This window comes from Spirosoma spitsbergense DSM 19989, from assembly GCF_000374085.1.
Lineage (GTDB): Bacteria > Bacteroidota > Bacteroidia > Cytophagales > Spirosomataceae > Spirosoma > Spirosoma spitsbergense.
Map to the genome: position 1 here is coordinate 1 of NZ_KB893398.1, position 18,212 is coordinate 18,212.

Here is an 18,212-nt window from a genome sequence, read left to right on the forward strand (position 1 = left end):
GGTCTTTCTGATTGTCAGGCTCGTTCGGTCAACAAACTTGATTACCATTTTAATGCAGCCCTGAGCGCGGTTAACGTGGCTAAAGTTGAGCAGGGCGTTGGTCAACAACCCTTCTCGATGGCCACTATTAAGACGCTCTACCACAATCGTTTACTACTAGATCGTTTTTTTTCTATCTTACCCAAAGGCACTAAACTGGAGAAAAATGATCCTAGAGTGCGTCAACTTTATCACTTCGGCTGTATAGCCGCCTAAATATTGACTAACCATTGAATAGGGATTGTACCGTAAATTACAAACACCTGTGCCGTAGTCACGTTGTGGTTTAGAAATTAAGCCAGTGGCTGGAGTATAGGCTTTTTTGGCTAGATGATGATTCAACAAATTAGTTTGAAGAAGCCGGTTTACCAAAGCGCTTCCAGTAAGCCGCTAAGAACTTTTTCTCGACAGGACTGTCGGAAAAAAAGCGGTGGATAACCAAAGGCCGTGGTAACCCATTTATCTTATCGAGCAAAGCCTCAATTTTTTCATCGTTTCCGGTTTCCGGTATTGGGTGTGAGAGATAAGCAATCTTATAGAGATTCAAAAATTTCTTCTCATCCTTAATCCGCTGCTGCGATTCAGGATCAGCGGGGTCCAGCAGACAAACTACCTGATTAACGCCAGCCGCTATCAGGTAACCAAGGTATTCTTCGTCGGTAGGATAGGGCGTCAGGTATACCTCATCGCCTAGGACAACAATCGGACCGCGTTCAAATCGATCAGTCTCATCCAGACGCCGGGCCGAGGTGGTTGTCTGATTACTGACCAGCGCCTTATCCACACCGGCAACAATGCGTCTGACCACATTGACCCGGTCCTTACCCAAATAACAATGAACATAATAACGGCCTTTGGGCTGGGCTGCAATCGCCCGAATCCGCTGAATAGACTCTTCATTCTGGCTAATCCAGGGTAGCATCGGAACGCTGATAATGGCGAGTCCGATTTCTTTACCTGTCTTTTGCTCATCACTCAATAATTTTGGTTCGAAGGGGGTGACGGCTGGATGAAGTAGCGAAATAACGCCCGCGTAACCTTCCTTTTTTAGTTGAGCAAGCATATCAGCAGTTGGATACGGACCAAAAGTAAATCCCTTGTTAGCGGTATCGATGCTTGCGCTATTAGCAGTATCTATGCTTCCGGCGGTTGTTTTGTTTATAAAATCAGGATTCATAAACAGGGATAAAGACAACAGTGCCAATACCAAAACACCAGCAGGAATTCCCCACCTTAAAACTCTTTTTTCTGTCTTCTCAGCGGCTCCCGCCACTTTTCTGGCCAGCCAGAAGGAGAAGATTACGAACAAAATAATAACTGCCCGAACAGACCAGTTTTCAGCAGAGTCAGATAACTTATTATCACGAGCCCAGGTGACTACCCAGCGAACGGGCCCCAGTAAGGTAAGACACCCCAGAAAAAAACCCAGGCAACCCCAAATGAATCCGAAGAGAAGGTAGCTGGACAGTGTTTTGTTTTTTAACATGTACGTAGTGTAAAAGGTGGTTTCGTTACGGGAATAATCGCTGGATAAACTATAATTGAAGCAGAAGAGCGTACTTCTGTGTGTGTTGAGTAAATTTGTTTAAAATTATTGGATATAGTATACATTTTGTTGACTTATAATGCAATTTTGTTCAAATAAGCCCATTCTGTTGATATAAAATAAAGGGTGATAGTTCAATACTATTGAATGCCAAAGAAAAACTGATTGATGAATAGCCCAATCACCTTTTCGTGAACTACCACCAACGTTGGGAAACAGATTGTCTTCTGAGACAGCTGTTTAATACGCGTGCGCAGTGTTAGGTGCTTGCGCTCCAGACGTTGTAAAATAGCCTACTTTCGATGCGTGAGCCCTGATTTTACCAGATAAAAGGTAACTCCAATTAGCTTAGTCTATCATTGGCGGTACTACATGTTAAATTTGATTCCGACTCAATACACGTGCAAAAATCGATCCATAGTACCCCGCTTGCCGGACTTTCAGTAGCCTGGTTAATCAGTATTATTAGCTGCCGAATTGGTGAGCTGATCTACAACAGTGTAGTGCACGATGTACCCGGCACTTTGCTAAAGACGGTAGCCGTTGCCTTTCTGGCCGATCTCGTTTATTTTTTGCAAAGTTCCTGCATACTGTTCGTCATCTATGCATTGCTGACTTTCCTGTCGGTGAAGCTGGCACGGGTGGTCTATAGTATTCTCTGTTTGTTGCTGATCCTGGTACAGGTAGGGCTAACGGTTTATTTTGGAAAAACGTCCGTATTGCTCGGGGCAGACCTGTACAGCTACTCGGCGGCAGAAATCGGCCAGACGGTTGGCGCGGCCGGGGGGCTGAGTATCGGCTTGCTGGCGACAGTGGTCGCGGTAGTTGGGCTGGTCATTCTTATCTTTCGGTTCCTGGTCAGTCGCGTTCAGATGAGACCGGGATGGTCGTATGGGCTGGCAGGGTTGGGCGCCTTGGCCCTGCTGTTTAATGTGGGTGAGGGCAGTGCCATGCCCATACTGGAAACGGATTATGCCAATAACCTGGTCATTAATAAACCCGCTTATCTGGCCCGGGCCACCCTGACCCGATTTAGCGAAAAAACGGATAACAGCGTGGATATTTACGCTGATGCCTACGTTGGCGATTATGGGGAAACGGCCGGTACAGTCGATGTTACGTCCGTTAAATACCTGGCCGAAAATCAGTACCCGTTTCTACACAACGATGAAACGCCGGACGTGCTGGGTCCCTTTTTCAATACCGCGCCCACCGCGCCTAACGTAGTCATCCTACTGGTGGAAGGCCTGGGTCGGGCCTTTACCGGACCCAATGCGTATCTGGGTAGCTTTACGCCGTTTGTCGATTCTCTGGCGCAGCAGAGTCTTTACTGGGAGAATTTCCTGAGTGAAGGCGGACGGACCTTCGCGGTGTTGCCGTCCATCCTGGGGTCGCTACCGTTTGGGCAGCAGGGTTTTGCTGATTTGGGAACCCAGATGCCAGATCACCTTTCACTGCCGGGTATTCTGAAGAAAAACGGGTATGCGTCGGCTTTTTACTACGGTGGCAATGCCAGCTTCGACAACATGAGTGCATTTCTTCGCAAGGAGGGCGTGGCCCGAATTGTGGATGAGCCGACCTTTGGTGCTGGTTACCGGAAGGCGCCCGGGGCCAATGGCTTTACCTGGGGGTACGGCGACAAAGAGTTGTTTCGGCACTACCTCGCCGTAAATTCCCCCACCGATACGCAACCGAAGCTTCAGGTGTTGCTGACGGGGTCTACCCACGATCCATTCCGGATCAATGAGCAAAATCGCTATCTGCAGAAAGTTGAGCAACGATTTGCCGCGTTGAACCTGACGCCTGATCAACAACGGAACCGGCAAAACTACCGCTATCAGTTTGCGTCCATTCTGTACACCGATGATGCACTCCGGGCGTTTTTTGCGGCCTACCGCAAACGGCCGGATTTTGACCGGACCATCTTCCTGATTACCGGTGACCACCGAATGCCAGAGATTCCCATGACCACCAAACTGGACCGGTATCATGTGCCGCTTATTGTGTACTCACCCCTGCTGAAAAGCCGGGCTACCTTTCGCTCCATGTCCACTCATTTCGACATGGCACCAACGCTCCTGGCCTTCCTCCGGAATAACTACAACCTGAAAACACCCCCGGTTGTAAGCTGGCTGGGAACCGGCATTGACACTACCCGCCAGTTCCAGAATATCCACGCCTATCCACTCAAAATGACAAAAGCCGAGATGGTTGATTTCGTGATGGGGACGTATATGCTGAACCAGAATACACTGTATCGGATCAATAACAACATGGACCTCGAATCGATAAACGAACCCGGCCAGCTAAGCCGACTAAATGCAACCTTCGATCTGTTTAAACGAAAGAACGACCGCCTTCAGAACAGCAAACTGCTGCCAGATTCCCTATTAAAAACCTATAATTGATAAGGCCGTCGTGCCGGCGTATGGCTAATCCGTGCGGTGTCTATGGACTGGAGCGGTGGTTTTGGCCTGTTTGCGGACGTAAGCATCTTCCAGAATGCGGGTGAGCATAGGCTGGTAGGCTCGCCAGAAAAACCCTTTGCGCTCGGTAAGTCCTTCGGTCAGGTACGCGAACGGTGCCAGCCACTCGATACCTCGGAAATAGGCTGATGGCATGCTGATGGGATTATCGCAGAAGTCGCCCGCGAAGTAATAGAAGCCGTAATCCGGCGCATCGTGCATGAGTATGGCCGGAAACCGGGTGGGCAGGGCGTAGCGGGCCAGTTCCCGTTTGCCCGCTTCGTTGGGGTAGATTTCGTAGCGGGCAATTTCCTGATTGATTCGTGGGTTATAGGTAAGCACATCAAACCAGTAGGTATACCGAATCCGGCGGGGCAGACCAAACTTCGACTGGCCAGCGTCCGAAGCCAGCATCTGCGGTACATTTCGGGCCAGGTGGGTATCTTCTTCCAGAATGACAACGTCGTCCTTTTCCGATACATAGACCACACCGGATTTCGTGAATGGCCATTGCCCCTTGTGCTGGCGCTTGTAGTTCCGAACCAGCCACTGGGGCATTTCCTGGTTAACGGTGGTATCCAGCGAATCGAAATAACGACCAATCCAGCCCGTCCAGCGTACACCAAATGTCGACTCGAACTGATTACGGACGGCCGGGTCGGTGGGGGAGTTGATGTCGTTGAACTCCGCGATAACCAGCTTGTGATTCTGTTTCATCAGCGACAGGAAATCGACGTCTTTCCGGCTCATACCCCCGTAAATAATACCGGATCGTTCGGAGGGCTTATCGCTCTGGAACCACTCCTGCCGGTATATACCGTACGTATCGGTATAGTAGGCCAGGTCGCTGTCGCGGCTTAGCTGGGCCAGTTGTTTGTCGGTAAATCGTTCGAGTCCCTTAATCCGGTATTGCTGATTCTCCAGCGGAAAGAAGCCAAAATAGTCCTGGTCAATCTCGTAGCTACGCTTGTTTTTTTTGGTAAAACGCTGGTGGTTCAGTACCCAGGTCAGGGATATATGCTCCTGCCCATCGGGGCGAAGCACGGTTTTATCAACAATGGCGGCCACCAGCGGACGTTTGGGGGTCAGCCACCAGGACAGCCACATCAAGAAGGGAATCAGGACGGTAAACGCCGGGATGAGGTAGAACAGGTTTCTTTTACGCATGAAGCCGGTGGGTTACACTAAAATCGCTGACGGAGGACGAAATTGATACCCCACTGGTTGCCACGGGGACGGTTGCTCTGTTCCTCACCGTACCAGGAGGCCACGACAGACGGAACCCAGCGCCGATGGAAACTCTTTCGGAACTCGATACTGGCCCGCTGTGAACCCAGTTTTCGGATATCCTGCCCCAGCAGGGCGTTCCGGGCTTCGTCTGGCGAGATACCGGTTCCGCCTGCTACGGCAATGAAGTCATCTGCCGCACCAAAGTAGTACCGGACCGTGCCAATGTACGTCTGCGAGATATCGCTGTTGCCGGGAACGAGGTACGTGCGCAGGTTGAACCAGAAACTACCGGCATATTTACTGGCCGACAGGGTGTAGATCCACGTGGCGTCAGAAAATTTCAGGTACCGGAAACCCGCTTCTGCTTCAAAGCTTTTGGGCAAATTGGCATACAGGGAGAAACCGGCCCTGAAGCGCGGAAAAACGGGCTCACTTCCCGAGAAACCCACGTTCAGGTAGCTGTAAAAGGTTTTGCTGATGTGTGGGTAGGCATCAATTTCGGTTTGAAAGCCACTGGCTCCAAAGCGGTTGGCATAATTTAACCGTCCGGTAACGGTACCTATTTGGGTGGATCGGCTGTACGAAATATTTGCCAGATGCCAGGGACTGGTGTGCAGCGCGTCGTTGTAATTCTTATCAAAATATAGGTAGTCGTAGCCGACAATAATCATATTTTTGCTGGCTGCCCATTTGAGCCGGTCCGCCAGGGCTCTGGCATCGGAATTATCGGGGCTTGTCTGCACTACCTGGGCGGCAATCGTGTACGCTTCTGCCGTTCGTTTGAGGTCGTTCAAAACCCGGGCTTTTTTTAGCAGGAGGTCAACATCTGCCGGATAATGGCGCAGGGCAGTGTTGCAGTAGGCCAGCGCCTGCTCGGGCCTATCATTCCAGAACTCCAGGTCTGTTGCTGCACTCAGCGCATCTTTATTGGTTGAATCCTTCGCCAGAACCAGCGAGAACTGTTGCCGGGCTTCCGGGATGTTACCACTCCAGGTATATAGCCGCCCCATAAACGTCCGTATTTCGGCATAATCGGGGCTTTTTGCCAATGCCTGCTGACTGAGCGCAATGGCACGGGGATAATCTTTGTTGTCGAAGGCGGCTTGCCGGGCCTGTTTAAACAACTCATCGGAGCCCGGTTCCGACTGTGCGCAGACAGGGAACTGCCCGAATAAACAGGTTACAAACAGCAGGTAAATGATCTTCACAGTACGGTTGATTAAGTGATACTTTTTTTAACTGGATGGGGTAGGGGTCGCGGGTTTACTGAGGCCCTGGCGGGTCATGCTGCCCCAGCCTTTTTTACCGCGCAGGTAGTCTATGTTACCCATAATACTACTGTACACCGTGAACGGATGGTAGAAAAACGGTTCTATCAACGCAATCAGGAGCAACCGGCCCAGGTCACGCTTGCTGCGATACTGTAAATACGTTTTCTGATCTACCCAGATGGCCATACAGGACAGGCAAACGGCATAGCTGTACACGGTGGCTAACAGCAGCCAGAAACTGGAGCCGTTGATAATGTCCAGTATCCACAAAATAATACTGAAAATCAATCCCAGCGATTCGATGATGGGGGCCAGCCACTCATACAGAAACCAGAAGGGGTAGCTGATCATACCCATGACGCGGTAATCCGGGTTGAAAAATACTTTTTTGTGAAACTTCAGGCAGTCCATGAGTCCCCGGGTCCAGCGGTTTCGTTGCCGCCCCAAAATATCCCAGCGCGTAGGCCCCTCGGTCCAGCACAGGGGATCGGGAATGTAGCGCACGGCGTAGGGTTGTTTGCGTTCCTCCATCATGCGTCGCATCCGCATCACGAGTTCCATGTCTTCGCCCACGGTTTTGTGCGAGTAGCCACCGGCTTCTACCACGGTTTGTTTATCGAACAGACCCAGTGCTCCCGAAATGAGCAGCAGTCCGTTGATGTTGGCCCAGGCCACCCGACTCAGCAGGAAAGCCCGCATGTACTCCAGCACCTGTGCCCTGGCAATGAGGTTGCGGGGTACGTTGATCTCAATGAGCCGTCCATCACTAATGATACAGTCGTTGGCCAGCCGGATAACCCCTCCGGTTGCAATCACCTTCTGATCAGTTTCTTCCAGAAACGGTTTGATCATCCGCAACAGTGCATCGCGTTCGAGTATACAGTCTACGTCAATACAGGCAAACAGCTGCCCGGCACAGACGTTGATACCCGCGTTGAGGGCATCGGATTTGCCGCCATTGCGCTTGTCCACCACCGTCAGGTGCGAAACGGCCTCATCCCGTGCTTTATAAACCCCAATAATTTCCTTGCATTCCACCTGCTGCTGCACCAGAAAGGACGTTTTCTCCAGCTTGTAAGCATCAATCAGGCGCTGCAGGGTTTCATCTTTACTGCCATCGTTCACGATTACCACTTCGAAATTCGGGTATTCCAGCGCCAGCAGCGACTTGGCATTGTCGACAATATTCAGGGCTTCGTTGTAGGCGGGGGCAATAATGGATATTTTTGGGGAGAGGGGTGAAGTCAGAATCTGGCGAAAATCAACAAACGAAGTTTCGGCAACGTGGTTTCTGATAACGCGGTATGATGCCAGTGCCGAAACAACATAGATCAGCATGAGCATCAGGGTATAAACCAGAAAGATGTAGGACAGCATGTCGGCCCAGAAACTAATACTCATTGTAGTTTAGGGTCAAACAGATGGTCAATATACCTGGGATCACTGCTTAGCTGGCGGAGCTCAATTTCCGTTAGCCCCACTTCCTTCAGCGCGCTCAGGGCACTGAACTGAACGGTGGAGTCCGCGTGGGTCGCATAGGGGGCAATTAGCTTTACAAGCTCCGGGTCGCCCTGATTACCCAGTACCCTCAGGGTAGTTCGAAGCAGGTCGCCGGTGGCCTCATGCATAAACCTAACCAGAAAGGGGATGGCTTCGGGCGGGCTCAAATAGTCAAGAGCATCCAGCACGGCCATTTGTACCCGTATATTCGGGTGCTGAAGCAGGTTGCCCAGTTCCGGCACCTGATCGAATCGATTAAAGTGGCGGCAAAGGCGAACGCCGAAGAGCACCCAGTCTGTATGGGCAGAGGTTAGCCAAATCTCGAACGGGGGGAGCTGGTCGGCGTTCAGTCGCCGGAATCGTTCCAGCAGTACAATCTGCTCCCAGTCGGAAAGGTGTGTGCTGGTGTAATCAATTTCCTGTAGCCAGGACTGATCCCCCAGGGCAATCATCGCGGTAATTAATTCGAGCCGGAGTGTACTTTTTTTTGTTTTTAGCTTGAGTTTCAGCAGGGGTAAAGCCTGCTCCAACTGGAGTTGACCAATGATTTGGGTAGCGTAGGCCTGCTGGTACCAATGCCGGTTTTTGAGGAGTTTATAACAAAGCTGGTGGAGGTTGAGCCCGGTAAGCAGCTGGCGCAGGGTAGCCTGCCCCTCCTGCCGAAATAACTTACTGGTGGCAAAAATCACGTTGAGAATAGTTTTTCTGGCCCGTGGCTCTTTTTTTATCTCCTCCTGAAAGGTACTAGTTAGCTCCCGGATGGAATAATCTCCCGCCAGCCAAATGGCTATTCCGTCTTCAATTCGCGCCTGCAGGGCATCGGCCCACCGTTTTCTGCGGTTACGAACCAACATCAGCATCATTACATGAGCCACTAAAAAAAAGGCCGTTAGGGTCGAAATGACGACCAGCGTCAGTAAGAGTAACTGAAAAGGGCCCAGGGAGTCTAACCAGGTATTCTCAAGATCCGCTATCCAGTCAGTGTGGCTTATGCGCATCATTACGGGTGGCTAACGGCTATTCAGGTGCTTCCGGACACGGCTGACTATCTCGTTGGGACTGAAAGGTTTCAGGGCAAAATCATCGGCACCAAGGCTAAAGGCTTTCAGAACGGTTTGCTCCTGACCGGATGCCGAAAGGACAAGAACCGGGATGCGGCTGCTGAGTGATTTCTTTACGTACTCCAGCACTTCCAGGCCACTGTGATACGGCATCATCAGGTCGGTAATGACCAGGTCAGGCGTTGTGGTCCGAAGTGACTCCAGTGCCTGTTTGCCGTCACTGGCTGCTACTACCGTGAAGCCCTCTTTCTGTAGTCGATAAGACAACATTTTCAGTACGAGTGCCTCGTCTTCAGCAATTAAAATAGTGTAGACTCTACTATTTGGTTTATTTTCCATGATATAAAGCTAATAATAACTATAGTTAATATATCCAATGTGTATAACAACTATTGATTTTATGGTAATATGTTGTGCTCTTGTATACGAAAGTATATTTTTCGTATACATATTATTCCAATTTATTATCCAGTGTTCCGAGGCCGTCACTGATGTCCCGAAACAGACCCGCTAACCGAGTGGCTAAGGTAACGTTAAATTCCTGGCCTTCGCTCTCCATTTCTTTTAAACGCTCTGCCAGGCTCAGTAAAGCCAGTGAATTGAGCGAAGAACGGAATTTATGGGCGGTCTGATTAAACGCAGAACGGTCCTGAGTCTCAATTGCTTCAAATAATGCCTGTCGATACTGGGGTAAATCCCGGGTAAATAACGAAAGTAGGTCGGCGAGTAACTCATCATCGCCGTCTGTAACCTCATTCAGGTAAGCCCAATCAATGAATTCTTTCTCCGAGTTTGCTGTATAGCTATCCGGACTGGCGGAGGCAGGCAGCACTAGTCCCGGTGCAAACAGGGCCAGAACTTCGTCGATCTGCTCCATGCGCACGGGTTTAGCCAGGTACGCATTCATGCCGGTAGCCAGGCAACGCTCGCGTTCGCCCGGCATGGTATAGGCCGTCATGGCAATTATAGGCGTATTGAGGACCATTTCCTGCCGAATGGTTTGCGTGGCGGTGTAGCCATCCATGCCTGGCATCTGAATATCCATCAGAATCAGGTCGAACGTTCTGTGCGCCAGAATAGCTACCGCTTCGAGACCGTTATTGGCTATTACTGGCTTGAGTTGATAGCGCATCAGAAACCCCTCCATGACTTTCTGGTTCATTTCATTGTCTTCAACGACCAGTACATCAATGGTTGAACGGTTGGTTGAGGGATTAAGGAGGGGCACCGGCTGGGAGGGTAGCGCTGAAGCGGGTGCTGTCGCCACGGTCTGGGGTATAACAAACGGTATCCGGATGGTGAAGGTAGTGCCCTGACCCAGGCTGCTTTTTACATCGGTTGTACCATTCATCAGGCTAACCAGGCTCTGGGCTATATTGATGCCTAACCCCGTACCCGCCGACCGGAACAGATCATCCGAGTATACGCGGCTGAACCGATTAAAAATATGGGCCAGGTTTTCGTCGGTCATACCACCCCCCGAGTCCTCGATGCAGAACACCAGCGTTACTGGCCCGGGCTGGCTGGAAGGCTCCGGATACACGCTCAGGTTAACAAACCCAGCTTTGGTGAATTTGACGGCATTCGTGCAGATAGTCAACAATACCTGGGTCAGCCTCAAGGGGTCAGCCAGTAAAACCGGAGGAACAGCCGGATCTACACGCACCTCATACTGTAGCCCTTTCCGACCAGCTTTGCCTGATAGATGGGTTTCTACGGTCTGAATAAGCTCACTGGTAGCCATAGGGACAGGCTCCAGCACCAACTGCCCCGACTCGATTCGGGATATATCCAGTAACTCATCGATCAGGGCCAGCAGGTTATTCCCCGACAGTTTTATATCATGCAGGTAGTCCTGTTCGTCGGGCGCCATTCGCTTTTGTCGAAGAAGCTCCGTAAAGCCCAGTATGGCGTTGAGGGGCGTTCGGATGTCATGGCTGATATTGGCCAGGAAAATTTCCCGTTCCTGCAACGATTGCTCCGCAATGGTACGGGCCTGCTGTAGTTCCTGCTCTTTCTGGTTTGCTTCGGTAATATCGCGAAAGATGGAAATAGCCCCGATAAGCTCGTCTTCCCGGTCGTACAGGGGGCGGGCTTGTGAGGATACGATTCGGGAGCCGTTTTTAGTTTCCAGCAACATATTGTCCGTTGACACAATCTCACCCTTCAGAGCCCGGCTTAACGGGATATCGTCCGGCTGAAACGGTTCTTTCGAATCGGCATAGGCAAGGCGAAACCGCCGGGCGAGGTCAGACAGGTACAGGTTTGATTCAGTCGGGAGAATAGTCAGCATCCGCTGGGCGGCCTGATTGGTATAAACAAGTTGTTTCTCCGTGTTCAGCACAATAACGCCTTCCGGAATGGCCTCCAGGTACTGAGTAAGCTCTTTCTGACGGTCAATCACCTGTTTAGTGAGCCGCTCCCGGCGTATCGTGTAGCGGTAAAAACCGATTAACAGCGCAGTGGCAAGCAGTAGTAGCACACTGTCAACAATGGTATTGAGCGTTCGCATGACCGCAATGTGACCGCTAATCTGCTTCTGACTACCCAGCAGGTTATCGCTTAGTGCCAGCCGAAACGTTCGCAGCATCCGCACTAATTGCTGGATTTTTTGGCTGGTCTCATCAGAGTTCTGGCGTATATCGGCCTGTAGTACAACTTCGGCCTCAGCCTTCAATTGACGGGCTAATGGATTGAATTCGGGGGTATGTTGGGTCAGGGTAACCAGCGAGTCGAGCAGTGGTCGTATGGCCGCTTTCGTACGGGCAGACTGGTTTGCCCGAAATATAGCCTGGGCAGTTGGATCGGATAGCTGGGCGTAGAGCGGATAGCCAAGTTCTATCGTTAATTCGATGGTATTGTTCAGAACGGCAATTGTCTGAATGACAGACTCACTACCTCTGCGTACATTACTGAAAGTAGTGGCCTCGTAATAATGGCGAATGGTCAACAGGATGATGGCTATGCCAAAGCCGGTAAACAGCGCAATGCGGATAGTTTGATTCCGGATGGTTAGTTTCATCTGCTAAATAATTACCAAGGGCTGGGATTGGTATAACGTTTGCTCCTGTTTGTTGCTTTCAAGTCAGAACGAACCACTTAGTCTGCCTGTACGTAGATTGTATAATCGATATAAAGCTACCAATCATTGTTGAGGGTAAAAAGTTAAACCAGTAACATATGATTAGTACCCACCTATTTGACGAACTTTCTGACCAATTACTGAAGTGCCCCGCCGATAAATTAACTATGTATTGGTATGGGAGAAAAACACATTTACTTTACAGGTCATTTACTAACTGAGTACTCCGCTTTCTTAAATCTAATGAAATCAGCCCCGATACCGGCCGACGAATTAGCCAGACTTGAAGCCCTAAGGGGATACAGTCTGCTGGATACGTTGCCTGAGGATATCTACGACGATATAACTCAACTCGCATCCGAAATTTGCCGTGTGCCAATTTCCCTGATCAGTTTAGTGGATGAGAACCGACAGTGGTTCAAATCTAAAAAAAGACTTGTACCGGATGTGGATGAAACGGAACGGGATTACTCTTTTTGTGCCCATGCCATTCTGAATCCCAGTGAGATTCTAATTGTTCCTGATGCCCGGGAGGATGCACGGTTTACGGGTAATCCAGCGATTACAGGTCCTTCTAAGGTCGTTTTCTACGCTGGCGTGCCTTTAGTCAATCCCGAAGGGTATCCATTGGGTACGTTGTGTGTGATCGATAACCGCCCGCGCACCTTAACGGAGAACCAATTACTATCGTTGCAGGCCCTGGCCCGGTTGGTGAATACCCATTTTGAATTAAGAAAGACTAAATTAGAACTGGAAGCTACACAGGCCAGATTGACAGCAGCCGATTCCGGTGCGTCGGCGGAACGGCTGGTCAGCAGGCTGCAACCCCTGGTTCAGGTAATGCAGGATAAGGTCGAACGACTGGTTAATCAAGCTCCCCGTCCCGACCAGTTTGATACCCTCACTGCTCTGCAACAGGCAGCAACGTCACTAAACGAAGCGCTCTCAGACCCTGGCTTGGATAGACCGTAGAATAAATATAAAAAAAATGTTTTCATTTCAGTTGTTAAAGCAGCTACAAGTAACTGCTTAGTATGTTAATCTTTGTACTTTTACTAGTCATGTTACTTAATGTCGCTAATTCGGCCAACTATGAAATACGCTTTACCCACTACGTTACTTCTATCACTCGTCATGCTCATGCTGGCAAGCTGTCAGTTAGATACGATTGATCCTGTAGCCCCTCGTTCTGCCGAATCAGGCCGTGTGGCCGCAACGCCACCCCCTTATCGGGGCGTTTATGTGGATGGTTTTGATGGCATTCTGGGAAACTCTGTTCGGGAAGATTCACTCCTCAACTGGTGCGTGAGCAACAACATGAACGCCCTTAGTTTATACGACCTTAATACGGTGATGGGTGATGAACGGTACACGGATTTGTCCCTGTTCATGCAGAAGGCCCGCGTCACCTACGGCGTCAATCAGGTAGCCGCTGTACGGGGAACAGCGGCTAATTTTCAGCAGAATGCCAGCTATGATGCATCCAGAACTAACCTGAACGAGCGGTTTACGACCTACAACCTGGAGAATGAATGGTGGAACAATGGACCGTCCTGCGATTTTAGCTGCTATACGTCTATCCTGCAAACCATGACCAATAAGGCAAGAGCTGCCTCGCCCCCGATAACGACCGAAGCGTATATAGGGTGGTTTCAGAATCCTGCGGGGCAGGACCTGCAACAGGCCAAAACGCTGGTACGCTGGCTGGACCGCATTCTGGTTCACGACTACCGACCCAACCCCCAGTTTGGTTATATGCAGAGCCGCCTGTCTACGATTGGCAAAGCTGCTCAAAGCCAGAACCGGGTAATGGATATTATTGTACTATTCAGTGCCGAACCCGACTTTATGCAGGATTACTTTAGTGTCAGCGGCCAGAACCACTCCTTTGATGAAGCGTATGCCAACCTCGTGGATCAGTTCAACGTTGCCAATTTTTCGGGTAAAACCAATGTTCGTTTGATCGGCTATCAGGTGTTTGACTATTCTTTTGCCAAACAGGCCAGGCCCACTTATATTTCCCTTTACCAATAAATGCTGATTGGCTGCAATTGAAAATTGGTTGATGTAGTGGCCTTGTGTAGGACACGATTCCCCCTATTCGGGCAGAAATTTCTGCCCGAATAGGGGGTCGTGTATGAATTTTGCGCCTGCTGCGCCGTATTCTACAGCCAACGCCTACTTTTACAACCAGACCTTGTTACACTCCGTATGAATCGTTTACTTCTGGCAGTATTTCTCCTCCTGGCAGGCTGTGGCCCCGCAGCAAAAAAGAACGACCGACCCGAAGCCGGTACGCTGGGAGCAGAGTTTAAGCTGCCCTACCGCTTGCAGGAGCCTGACGAACGTTATACGCTCCCGAAAGAACTAGAAGAAATATCGGGCCTGACGTACTTCAAGGAAAATCAACTGCTCTGCGTGCAGGATGAAGAGGCTGTCGTGTACGTGTATGATACGCAGAAAAAGAAAGTAACGAACGATTTCGGTTTTGGGGGCTACGGTGATTTTGAGGGCATCGAGTTTGTAGGAGACGAAGTGTATGTGCTGGAAAGTAACGGAAACCTGTTCCGTTTCAGACCCCGCGTGGATTCTCCTAAGTCGACAAAAGTAGGGCGTACCAAAACGGATTTGCCCGAAAAAACGGAAGTAGAGGGGCTGGGTTATAACCCTAAAACCAAACGGTTACTGATTGCCGTTAAAAATGGGAAAGGCTCGAGCGATAAGGCCGTTTATTCGTTCGACCTGCTGAACCGGACCGTCTATAAAGATATGAGTCTGAACGATGAGCAACTCAAGGCGGCCGGTATCGACCCCAAAACATACAAGCCATCGGGTATTGCGGTACACCCCATAACGGGCGAGTGGTACATCCTTACCTCTGCGGGGAAGCGGCTGCTCATTACCAGCCGGCAGGCCAGAATCATCTATTCCGAACCGCTTGATCCAACGCAGTTTCGTCAACCCGAAGGCATCTGCTTCGCCCCCAATGGCGACCTGTTCATTGCCAGCGAAGGCAATGGTAAGAAGGGGTATATCCTGAAATTTTCGTATCGGCGATAAAGCTGTTGCAGGAGATAGTGAAACGATTTTCTGTTTTGTCGGGTAGCCGCAACCTCGAAAAGCTGATAACTTTTGAGCGTTTTTCGGAGTTATGCAGATGTTTTCATTACACGACTGATTCCAGTTAGTGTTCTGGTCAAACCATTTTTCCAACTCAACGTCTCAACGTCATGATTAAATTACTCATCGGTTCGCTGCTGGTAGCGACAACTACGCTGGGCCAAACTACACCTCAAACGCCAAAGGGTAGTGCAGCAAAATCAACGTCGGCTACGGCTACTACTAAAATGACTAAACCAATGGCCGCTTCGGCGACCAAACCGCTACCCCAAACCACGCGAAAGCAGAAATTACAGAGTGGTGACAACGCCATTCCGTCCTACCGAATGGAGAAGGACGCGGGCGTACGCAAAGGCAGGAACCGGTACCCAGCCGAAGACACTAAAAAGAATCAATAGTTTTTAGTGGCCTGCTCCTGCACGGGGGCGGTTACGCGCAACCGCCCCCGTGCAGGAGCAGGAACTTTTAGTTGTCGGTTTTTTTACGCTGTTCACGTTTTTTCTGCCGCTCGGCCTTCCGTTCGGCCCGTTTTTGTTTACGCTCCGCTTTTCGTTCGGCGCGGGCTTCTTTAAAGTCCTCCTTTACGCTTTTGAACGCATCTTTCAGGGTGATGTTATTGTCGAACTCACCCCGGAAGGCTTCGACGTAAGCGTTACGCAGCAGGCCAAAAATGGTTGGCCAAATGGCGGTTTCAACGTTGTCTATCGTGCCATTCAGTGGAATGCGGGTGGCTACCTGATCGTGTTTTTGATTTTTTAGAATATCGGTACCAACCTGTGCCAGTAGTTCGGTAAAAAAACGCCCTACCGTCCGCCCTTCGTTTTCATCCAGTTTAAAAATCTGCATGTCCTTGGTTAGCGGCTTGATATAGCCATTCATCTTCTTGTCGAGCATGGCCATCTCGCTGTATATGCTTACGGTGCCTTTGTTAAAATCGACATTGGCGTATTCCCGGGCCAGGGCATTGAGCTTTACCAGTTGAATGTCTGTAAACTCAAGGTTGTAATCGAAGTCCGGCACTACTTTCAGCAGATTCGTATTGGCCGTCAGATTCATGTTCCCTCCGTAGCCGAGTATATTCCCGGAAGCGGTTACCGGCGAGGGTAACGCCTTTTTCTCATCGTTGACGTTACGGATATTTCGGATTTCACCCTGAAAATGCTGTAGGGATAAGTCGGCACGGGGCTGCGTAACCAGACTGGTCAGGTTTACTTTGCCGTTGATAACGGCGAACCGGTTAATGTTGATGGGTAATAATTTCTTGAGATAAACCGTCCAGTCCACTTCTTCGCCGGTTTGGCTGCTCGCGTCGCTTTCGCTAAAAGCAAAGGTGATTTCCGGTTCGTAGCATTCTACCTCGCTGACCAGTTTCCCCTTGAACAACGATTTCCACTCGACGGATAAATCGGTTTTGGGTATGTATAGAAATGGCTCTTTTATTTTTCCGTTGACCTTGCGGATGCGCAGGTCGTCGAGCTGGTATGCACCCCGAATGAGTTGAATATCAATATCTTCTACGTGGCCTGTATAGCCGCTCATATCGGCCAGTGATTTGTTGACGTAGCGCAGAACGAAATACGGAAGCAACAGGCGGGCAATAACCAGCAGGGCAACAACGGCGATGATAATCTTGGTAGTTCGTGTCAAAACGGATGACGATTGGTGTAACGTTTTTGTAAACACGATTCTGGACTTATAAGTTATGATGCCTGCAAACCGGGTGGTGCGTTCGCTACGACCATACCCAGCTTACAGGCATCCCGTAAGTTTACCCTATAGTCTACTGCCGGTCGGGCGAGAATTTTCGGCCATCCAGCGTGGTGTACTTGAAATCGGTAGACCCCTCAAAGCGGGTATTGCTGAAGGTGGTGCCGCGTGGGAGGTGGGTGTATTTAAAATCGGCGTTACTGTTAAAGCGAGCCTGGCTAAAATCGACCCGTTCATCAAATTTCGTGTACTTGAAATCGGCAGTCTGTTCGAAAGCGACATTCCGGAAAAAAGAAGACTCGTTGAATTTCGTGTATTTGAAATCCGCGTAGCCCCGGAAGGTGGAGCCGCTGAAATCGGCCGGTTCATCGAATTTGGCGTACTTGAACAGGGCACCGTCGCGGAAAGTATTCCCGGAAAAACTGGCCCGCTGACTAAAGGTTGAATACTTGAAAGCGGCATCGTCCTCAAACTGGCAATCTTCGATGATAACCGCTTCGGTAAAGTTGGTATTGTAAACGGTGTTGTTCCAGTTCATGCGTCTCCGGTCGTTGTCTTCAGTACGATACGCCAGAAATTTCCCTTTAAACGTGCAGTTTTTGAAGGTAATCGGTACCTCAACCGTGCTTAGGTAACTAGTTTGGTCGCCCCGCACTTCTATCCGGTTCGCTAAACCAGTTAGGTCGAGGTTGCCGGTGATGGTTGTGTTCTGGTACGAAATGGCTTCTTTTCGGTTGATTTTGGCCAGAATGTCCCTGGCATCGACCGTTTTTTGGGCCAGCATGGGTGTTAGGGTAGTAAGTGCCAGCAGGAGGGTAGTTAGTAGCATCTTCATAATCGTATGGCTTTTTAGCGTTCGTTTTTCTGAAAGATGCGATTTTAGCGACGGGCGTTGCGTGGGGATTAAACATGAGTCATCCCGAATTTTGGGTGATGGCGAATGCGACCATCAGTGCGTTAGTGATGGCTGAGCGTAAGCGGTAAATCGGCACCAAAGCTTTTCGGTGCCGATTGCCTGTTCGGGGTACCCACCGTTTGAGAAAAAGAGGCACCCAATGGGGCCAATTCCTCAGTAACGACAACAAGAAGTCATACACCAAAGCGACCATCCCCAATAACTTCAGCCTGTTCTCCCAGAACCAAAGTCGAGGTGACTCCAGCCCCAATTCGGCTTTTCCCGCCCGAAAAGCC

General features: G+C 50.1%; 16 protein-coding genes. 6 read left to right on the forward strand and 10 right to left on the reverse strand.

Annotated features, from left to right (window positions below; all coding sequences use genetic code 11):
* Window positions 1-255: hypothetical protein (locus tag B157_RS38820; protein WP_020601911.1), on the forward strand; the 255-nt coding region annotated here is incomplete at its 5' end.
* A gap of 130 nt (window positions 256-385) precedes the next feature.
* Here B157_RS38820 and B157_RS0103065 read toward each other — a convergent pair.
* Both B157_RS0103065 and B157_RS37225 read right to left on the reverse strand, forming a co-directional pair.
* A complete protein-coding gene (locus tag B157_RS0103065) occupies window positions 386-1,525 on the reverse strand; it encodes a protein-tyrosine phosphatase family protein (protein ID WP_020601912.1) in 1,140 nt (379 codons plus the stop codon).
* Window positions 1,526-1,725: 200 nt separating this feature from the next.
* A complete protein-coding gene (locus B157_RS37225; RefSeq protein ID WP_084761749.1) occupies window positions 1,726-1,875 on the reverse strand; it encodes an IS1 family transposase in 150 nt (49 codons plus the stop codon).
* Window positions 1,876-1,986: 111 nt separating this feature from the next.
* On the opposite strand from B157_RS37225, the gene B157_RS0103070 reads away from it, so the two are divergent.
* Complete coding sequence (locus B157_RS0103070) at window positions 1,987-3,993, forward strand: LTA synthase family protein (RefSeq protein WP_020601913.1); 2,007 nt, start codon at window positions 1,987-1,989, stop codon at window positions 3,991-3,993.
* Window positions 3,994-4,017: 24 nt separating this feature from the next.
* Here B157_RS0103070 and B157_RS0103075 read toward each other — a convergent pair whose 3' ends face one another.
* The 6 genes from B157_RS0103075 to B157_RS0103100 form a co-directional block, all read right to left on the reverse strand.
* Window positions 4,018-5,217, reverse strand: coding sequence for a hypothetical protein (locus B157_RS0103075; RefSeq protein ID WP_020601914.1), 1,200 nt, complete (start codon window positions 5,215-5,217; stop codon window positions 4,018-4,020).
* A gap of 17 nt (window positions 5,218-5,234) precedes the next feature.
* A complete protein-coding gene (locus tag B157_RS0103080) occupies window positions 5,235-6,488 on the reverse strand; it encodes a YaiO family outer membrane beta-barrel protein (RefSeq protein WP_020601915.1) in 1,254 nt (417 codons plus the stop codon).
* A 27-nt stretch (window positions 6,489-6,515) separates the two neighbouring features.
* Window positions 6,516-7,952, reverse strand: coding sequence for a glycosyltransferase family 2 protein (locus B157_RS0103085; protein ID WP_020601916.1), 1,437 nt, complete (start codon window positions 7,950-7,952; stop codon window positions 6,516-6,518).
* Complete coding sequence (locus B157_RS0103090; protein ID WP_245565012.1) at window positions 7,949-9,052, reverse strand: HEAT repeat domain-containing protein; 1,104 nt, start codon at window positions 9,050-9,052, stop codon at window positions 7,949-7,951. Before B157_RS0103090 ends, B157_RS0103085 begins: the two co-directional genes overlap by 4 nt.
* A gap of 9 nt (window positions 9,053-9,061) precedes the next feature.
* Window positions 9,062-9,451, reverse strand: coding sequence for a response regulator transcription factor (locus B157_RS0103095; protein WP_020601918.1), 390 nt, complete (start codon window positions 9,449-9,451; stop codon window positions 9,062-9,064).
* A gap of 112 nt (window positions 9,452-9,563) precedes the next feature.
* Window positions 9,564-12,134 (reverse strand): response regulator, encoded by a 2,571-nt coding sequence (locus tag B157_RS0103100; RefSeq protein ID WP_020601919.1) that lies wholly within the window; start codon window positions 12,132-12,134, stop codon window positions 9,564-9,566.
* A 303-nt stretch (window positions 12,135-12,437) separates the two neighbouring features.
* On the opposite strand from B157_RS0103100, the gene B157_RS0103105 reads away from it, so the two are divergent.
* From B157_RS0103105 to B157_RS0103120, 4 genes are all read left to right on the forward strand, one after another.
* Complete coding sequence (locus tag B157_RS0103105) at window positions 12,438-13,166, forward strand: GAF domain-containing protein (RefSeq protein WP_020601920.1); 729 nt, start codon at window positions 12,438-12,440, stop codon at window positions 13,164-13,166.
* 120 nt (window positions 13,167-13,286) lie between these two features.
* The gene (locus tag B157_RS0103110; RefSeq protein ID WP_157618285.1) at window positions 13,287-14,228 is read left to right on the forward strand and encodes a hypothetical protein; all 942 of its coding nucleotides are present in this window, start codon (window positions 13,287-13,289) and stop codon (window positions 14,226-14,228) included.
* Between the two features lie 177 nt (window positions 14,229-14,405).
* The gene (locus B157_RS0103115; RefSeq protein WP_020601922.1) at window positions 14,406-15,254 is read left to right on the forward strand and encodes an SdiA-regulated domain-containing protein; all 849 of its coding nucleotides are present in this window, start codon (window positions 14,406-14,408) and stop codon (window positions 15,252-15,254) included.
* Window positions 15,255-15,424: 170 nt separating this feature from the next.
* Window positions 15,425-15,712: a hypothetical protein gene (locus B157_RS0103120; RefSeq protein WP_020601923.1), complete on the forward strand. Its 288-nt coding sequence runs from the start codon at window positions 15,425-15,427 to the stop codon at window positions 15,710-15,712.
* 67 nt (window positions 15,713-15,779) lie between these two features.
* Here the strand turns inward: B157_RS0103120 and B157_RS0103125 are convergent, their stop codons facing one another.
* Window positions 15,780-16,961 (reverse strand): DUF748 domain-containing protein, encoded by a 1,182-nt coding sequence (locus B157_RS0103125; RefSeq protein ID WP_020601924.1) that lies wholly within the window; start codon window positions 16,959-16,961, stop codon window positions 15,780-15,782.
* Between the two features lie 133 nt (window positions 16,962-17,094).
* Window positions 17,095-17,856, reverse strand: coding sequence for a pentapeptide repeat-containing protein (locus tag B157_RS0103130; protein WP_020601925.1), 762 nt, complete (start codon window positions 17,854-17,856; stop codon window positions 17,095-17,097).
* Window positions 17,857-18,212: the final 356 nt, after the last annotated feature.

What these genes read in the sequence shown, in the direction of transcription:
- B157_RS0103115 (WP_020601922.1), top strand. Translation starts at nt 14,406, where the DNA reads ATGAATCGTTTACTTCTGGCAGTATTTCTCCTCCTGGCAGGCTGTGGC.
- B157_RS0103120 (WP_020601923.1), top strand. Translation starts at nt 15,425, where the DNA reads ATGATTAAATTACTCATCGGTTCGCTGCTGGTAGCGACAACTACGCTG.
- B157_RS0103065 (WP_020601912.1), bottom strand. Translation starts at nt 1,525, where the DNA reads ATGTTAAAAAACAAAACACTGTCCAGCTACCTTCTCTTCGGATTCATT.
- B157_RS0103130 (WP_020601925.1), bottom strand. Translation starts at nt 17,856, where the DNA reads ATGAAGATGCTACTAACTACCCTCCTGCTGGCACTTACTACCCTAACA.
- B157_RS0103100 (WP_020601919.1), bottom strand. Translation starts at nt 12,134, where the DNA reads ATGAAACTAACCATCCGGAATCAAACTATCCGCATTGCGCTGTTTACC.
- B157_RS0103090 (WP_245565012.1), bottom strand. Translation starts at nt 9,052, where the DNA reads ATGATGCGCATAAGCCACACTGACTGGATAGCGGATCTTGAGAATACC.
- B157_RS0103110 (WP_157618285.1), top strand. Translation starts at nt 13,287, where the DNA reads ATGAAATACGCTTTACCCACTACGTTACTTCTATCACTCGTCATGCTC.
- B157_RS0103105 (WP_020601920.1), top strand. Translation starts at nt 12,438, where the DNA reads ATGAAATCAGCCCCGATACCGGCCGACGAATTAGCCAGACTTGAAGCC.
- B157_RS0103075 (WP_020601914.1), bottom strand. Translation starts at nt 5,217, where the DNA reads ATGCGTAAAAGAAACCTGTTCTACCTCATCCCGGCGTTTACCGTCCTG.
- B157_RS0103095 (WP_020601918.1), bottom strand. Translation starts at nt 9,451, where the DNA reads ATGGAAAATAAACCAAATAGTAGAGTCTACACTATTTTAATTGCTGAA.
- B157_RS0103085 (WP_020601916.1), bottom strand. Translation starts at nt 7,952, where the DNA reads ATGAGTATTAGTTTCTGGGCCGACATGCTGTCCTACATCTTTCTGGTT.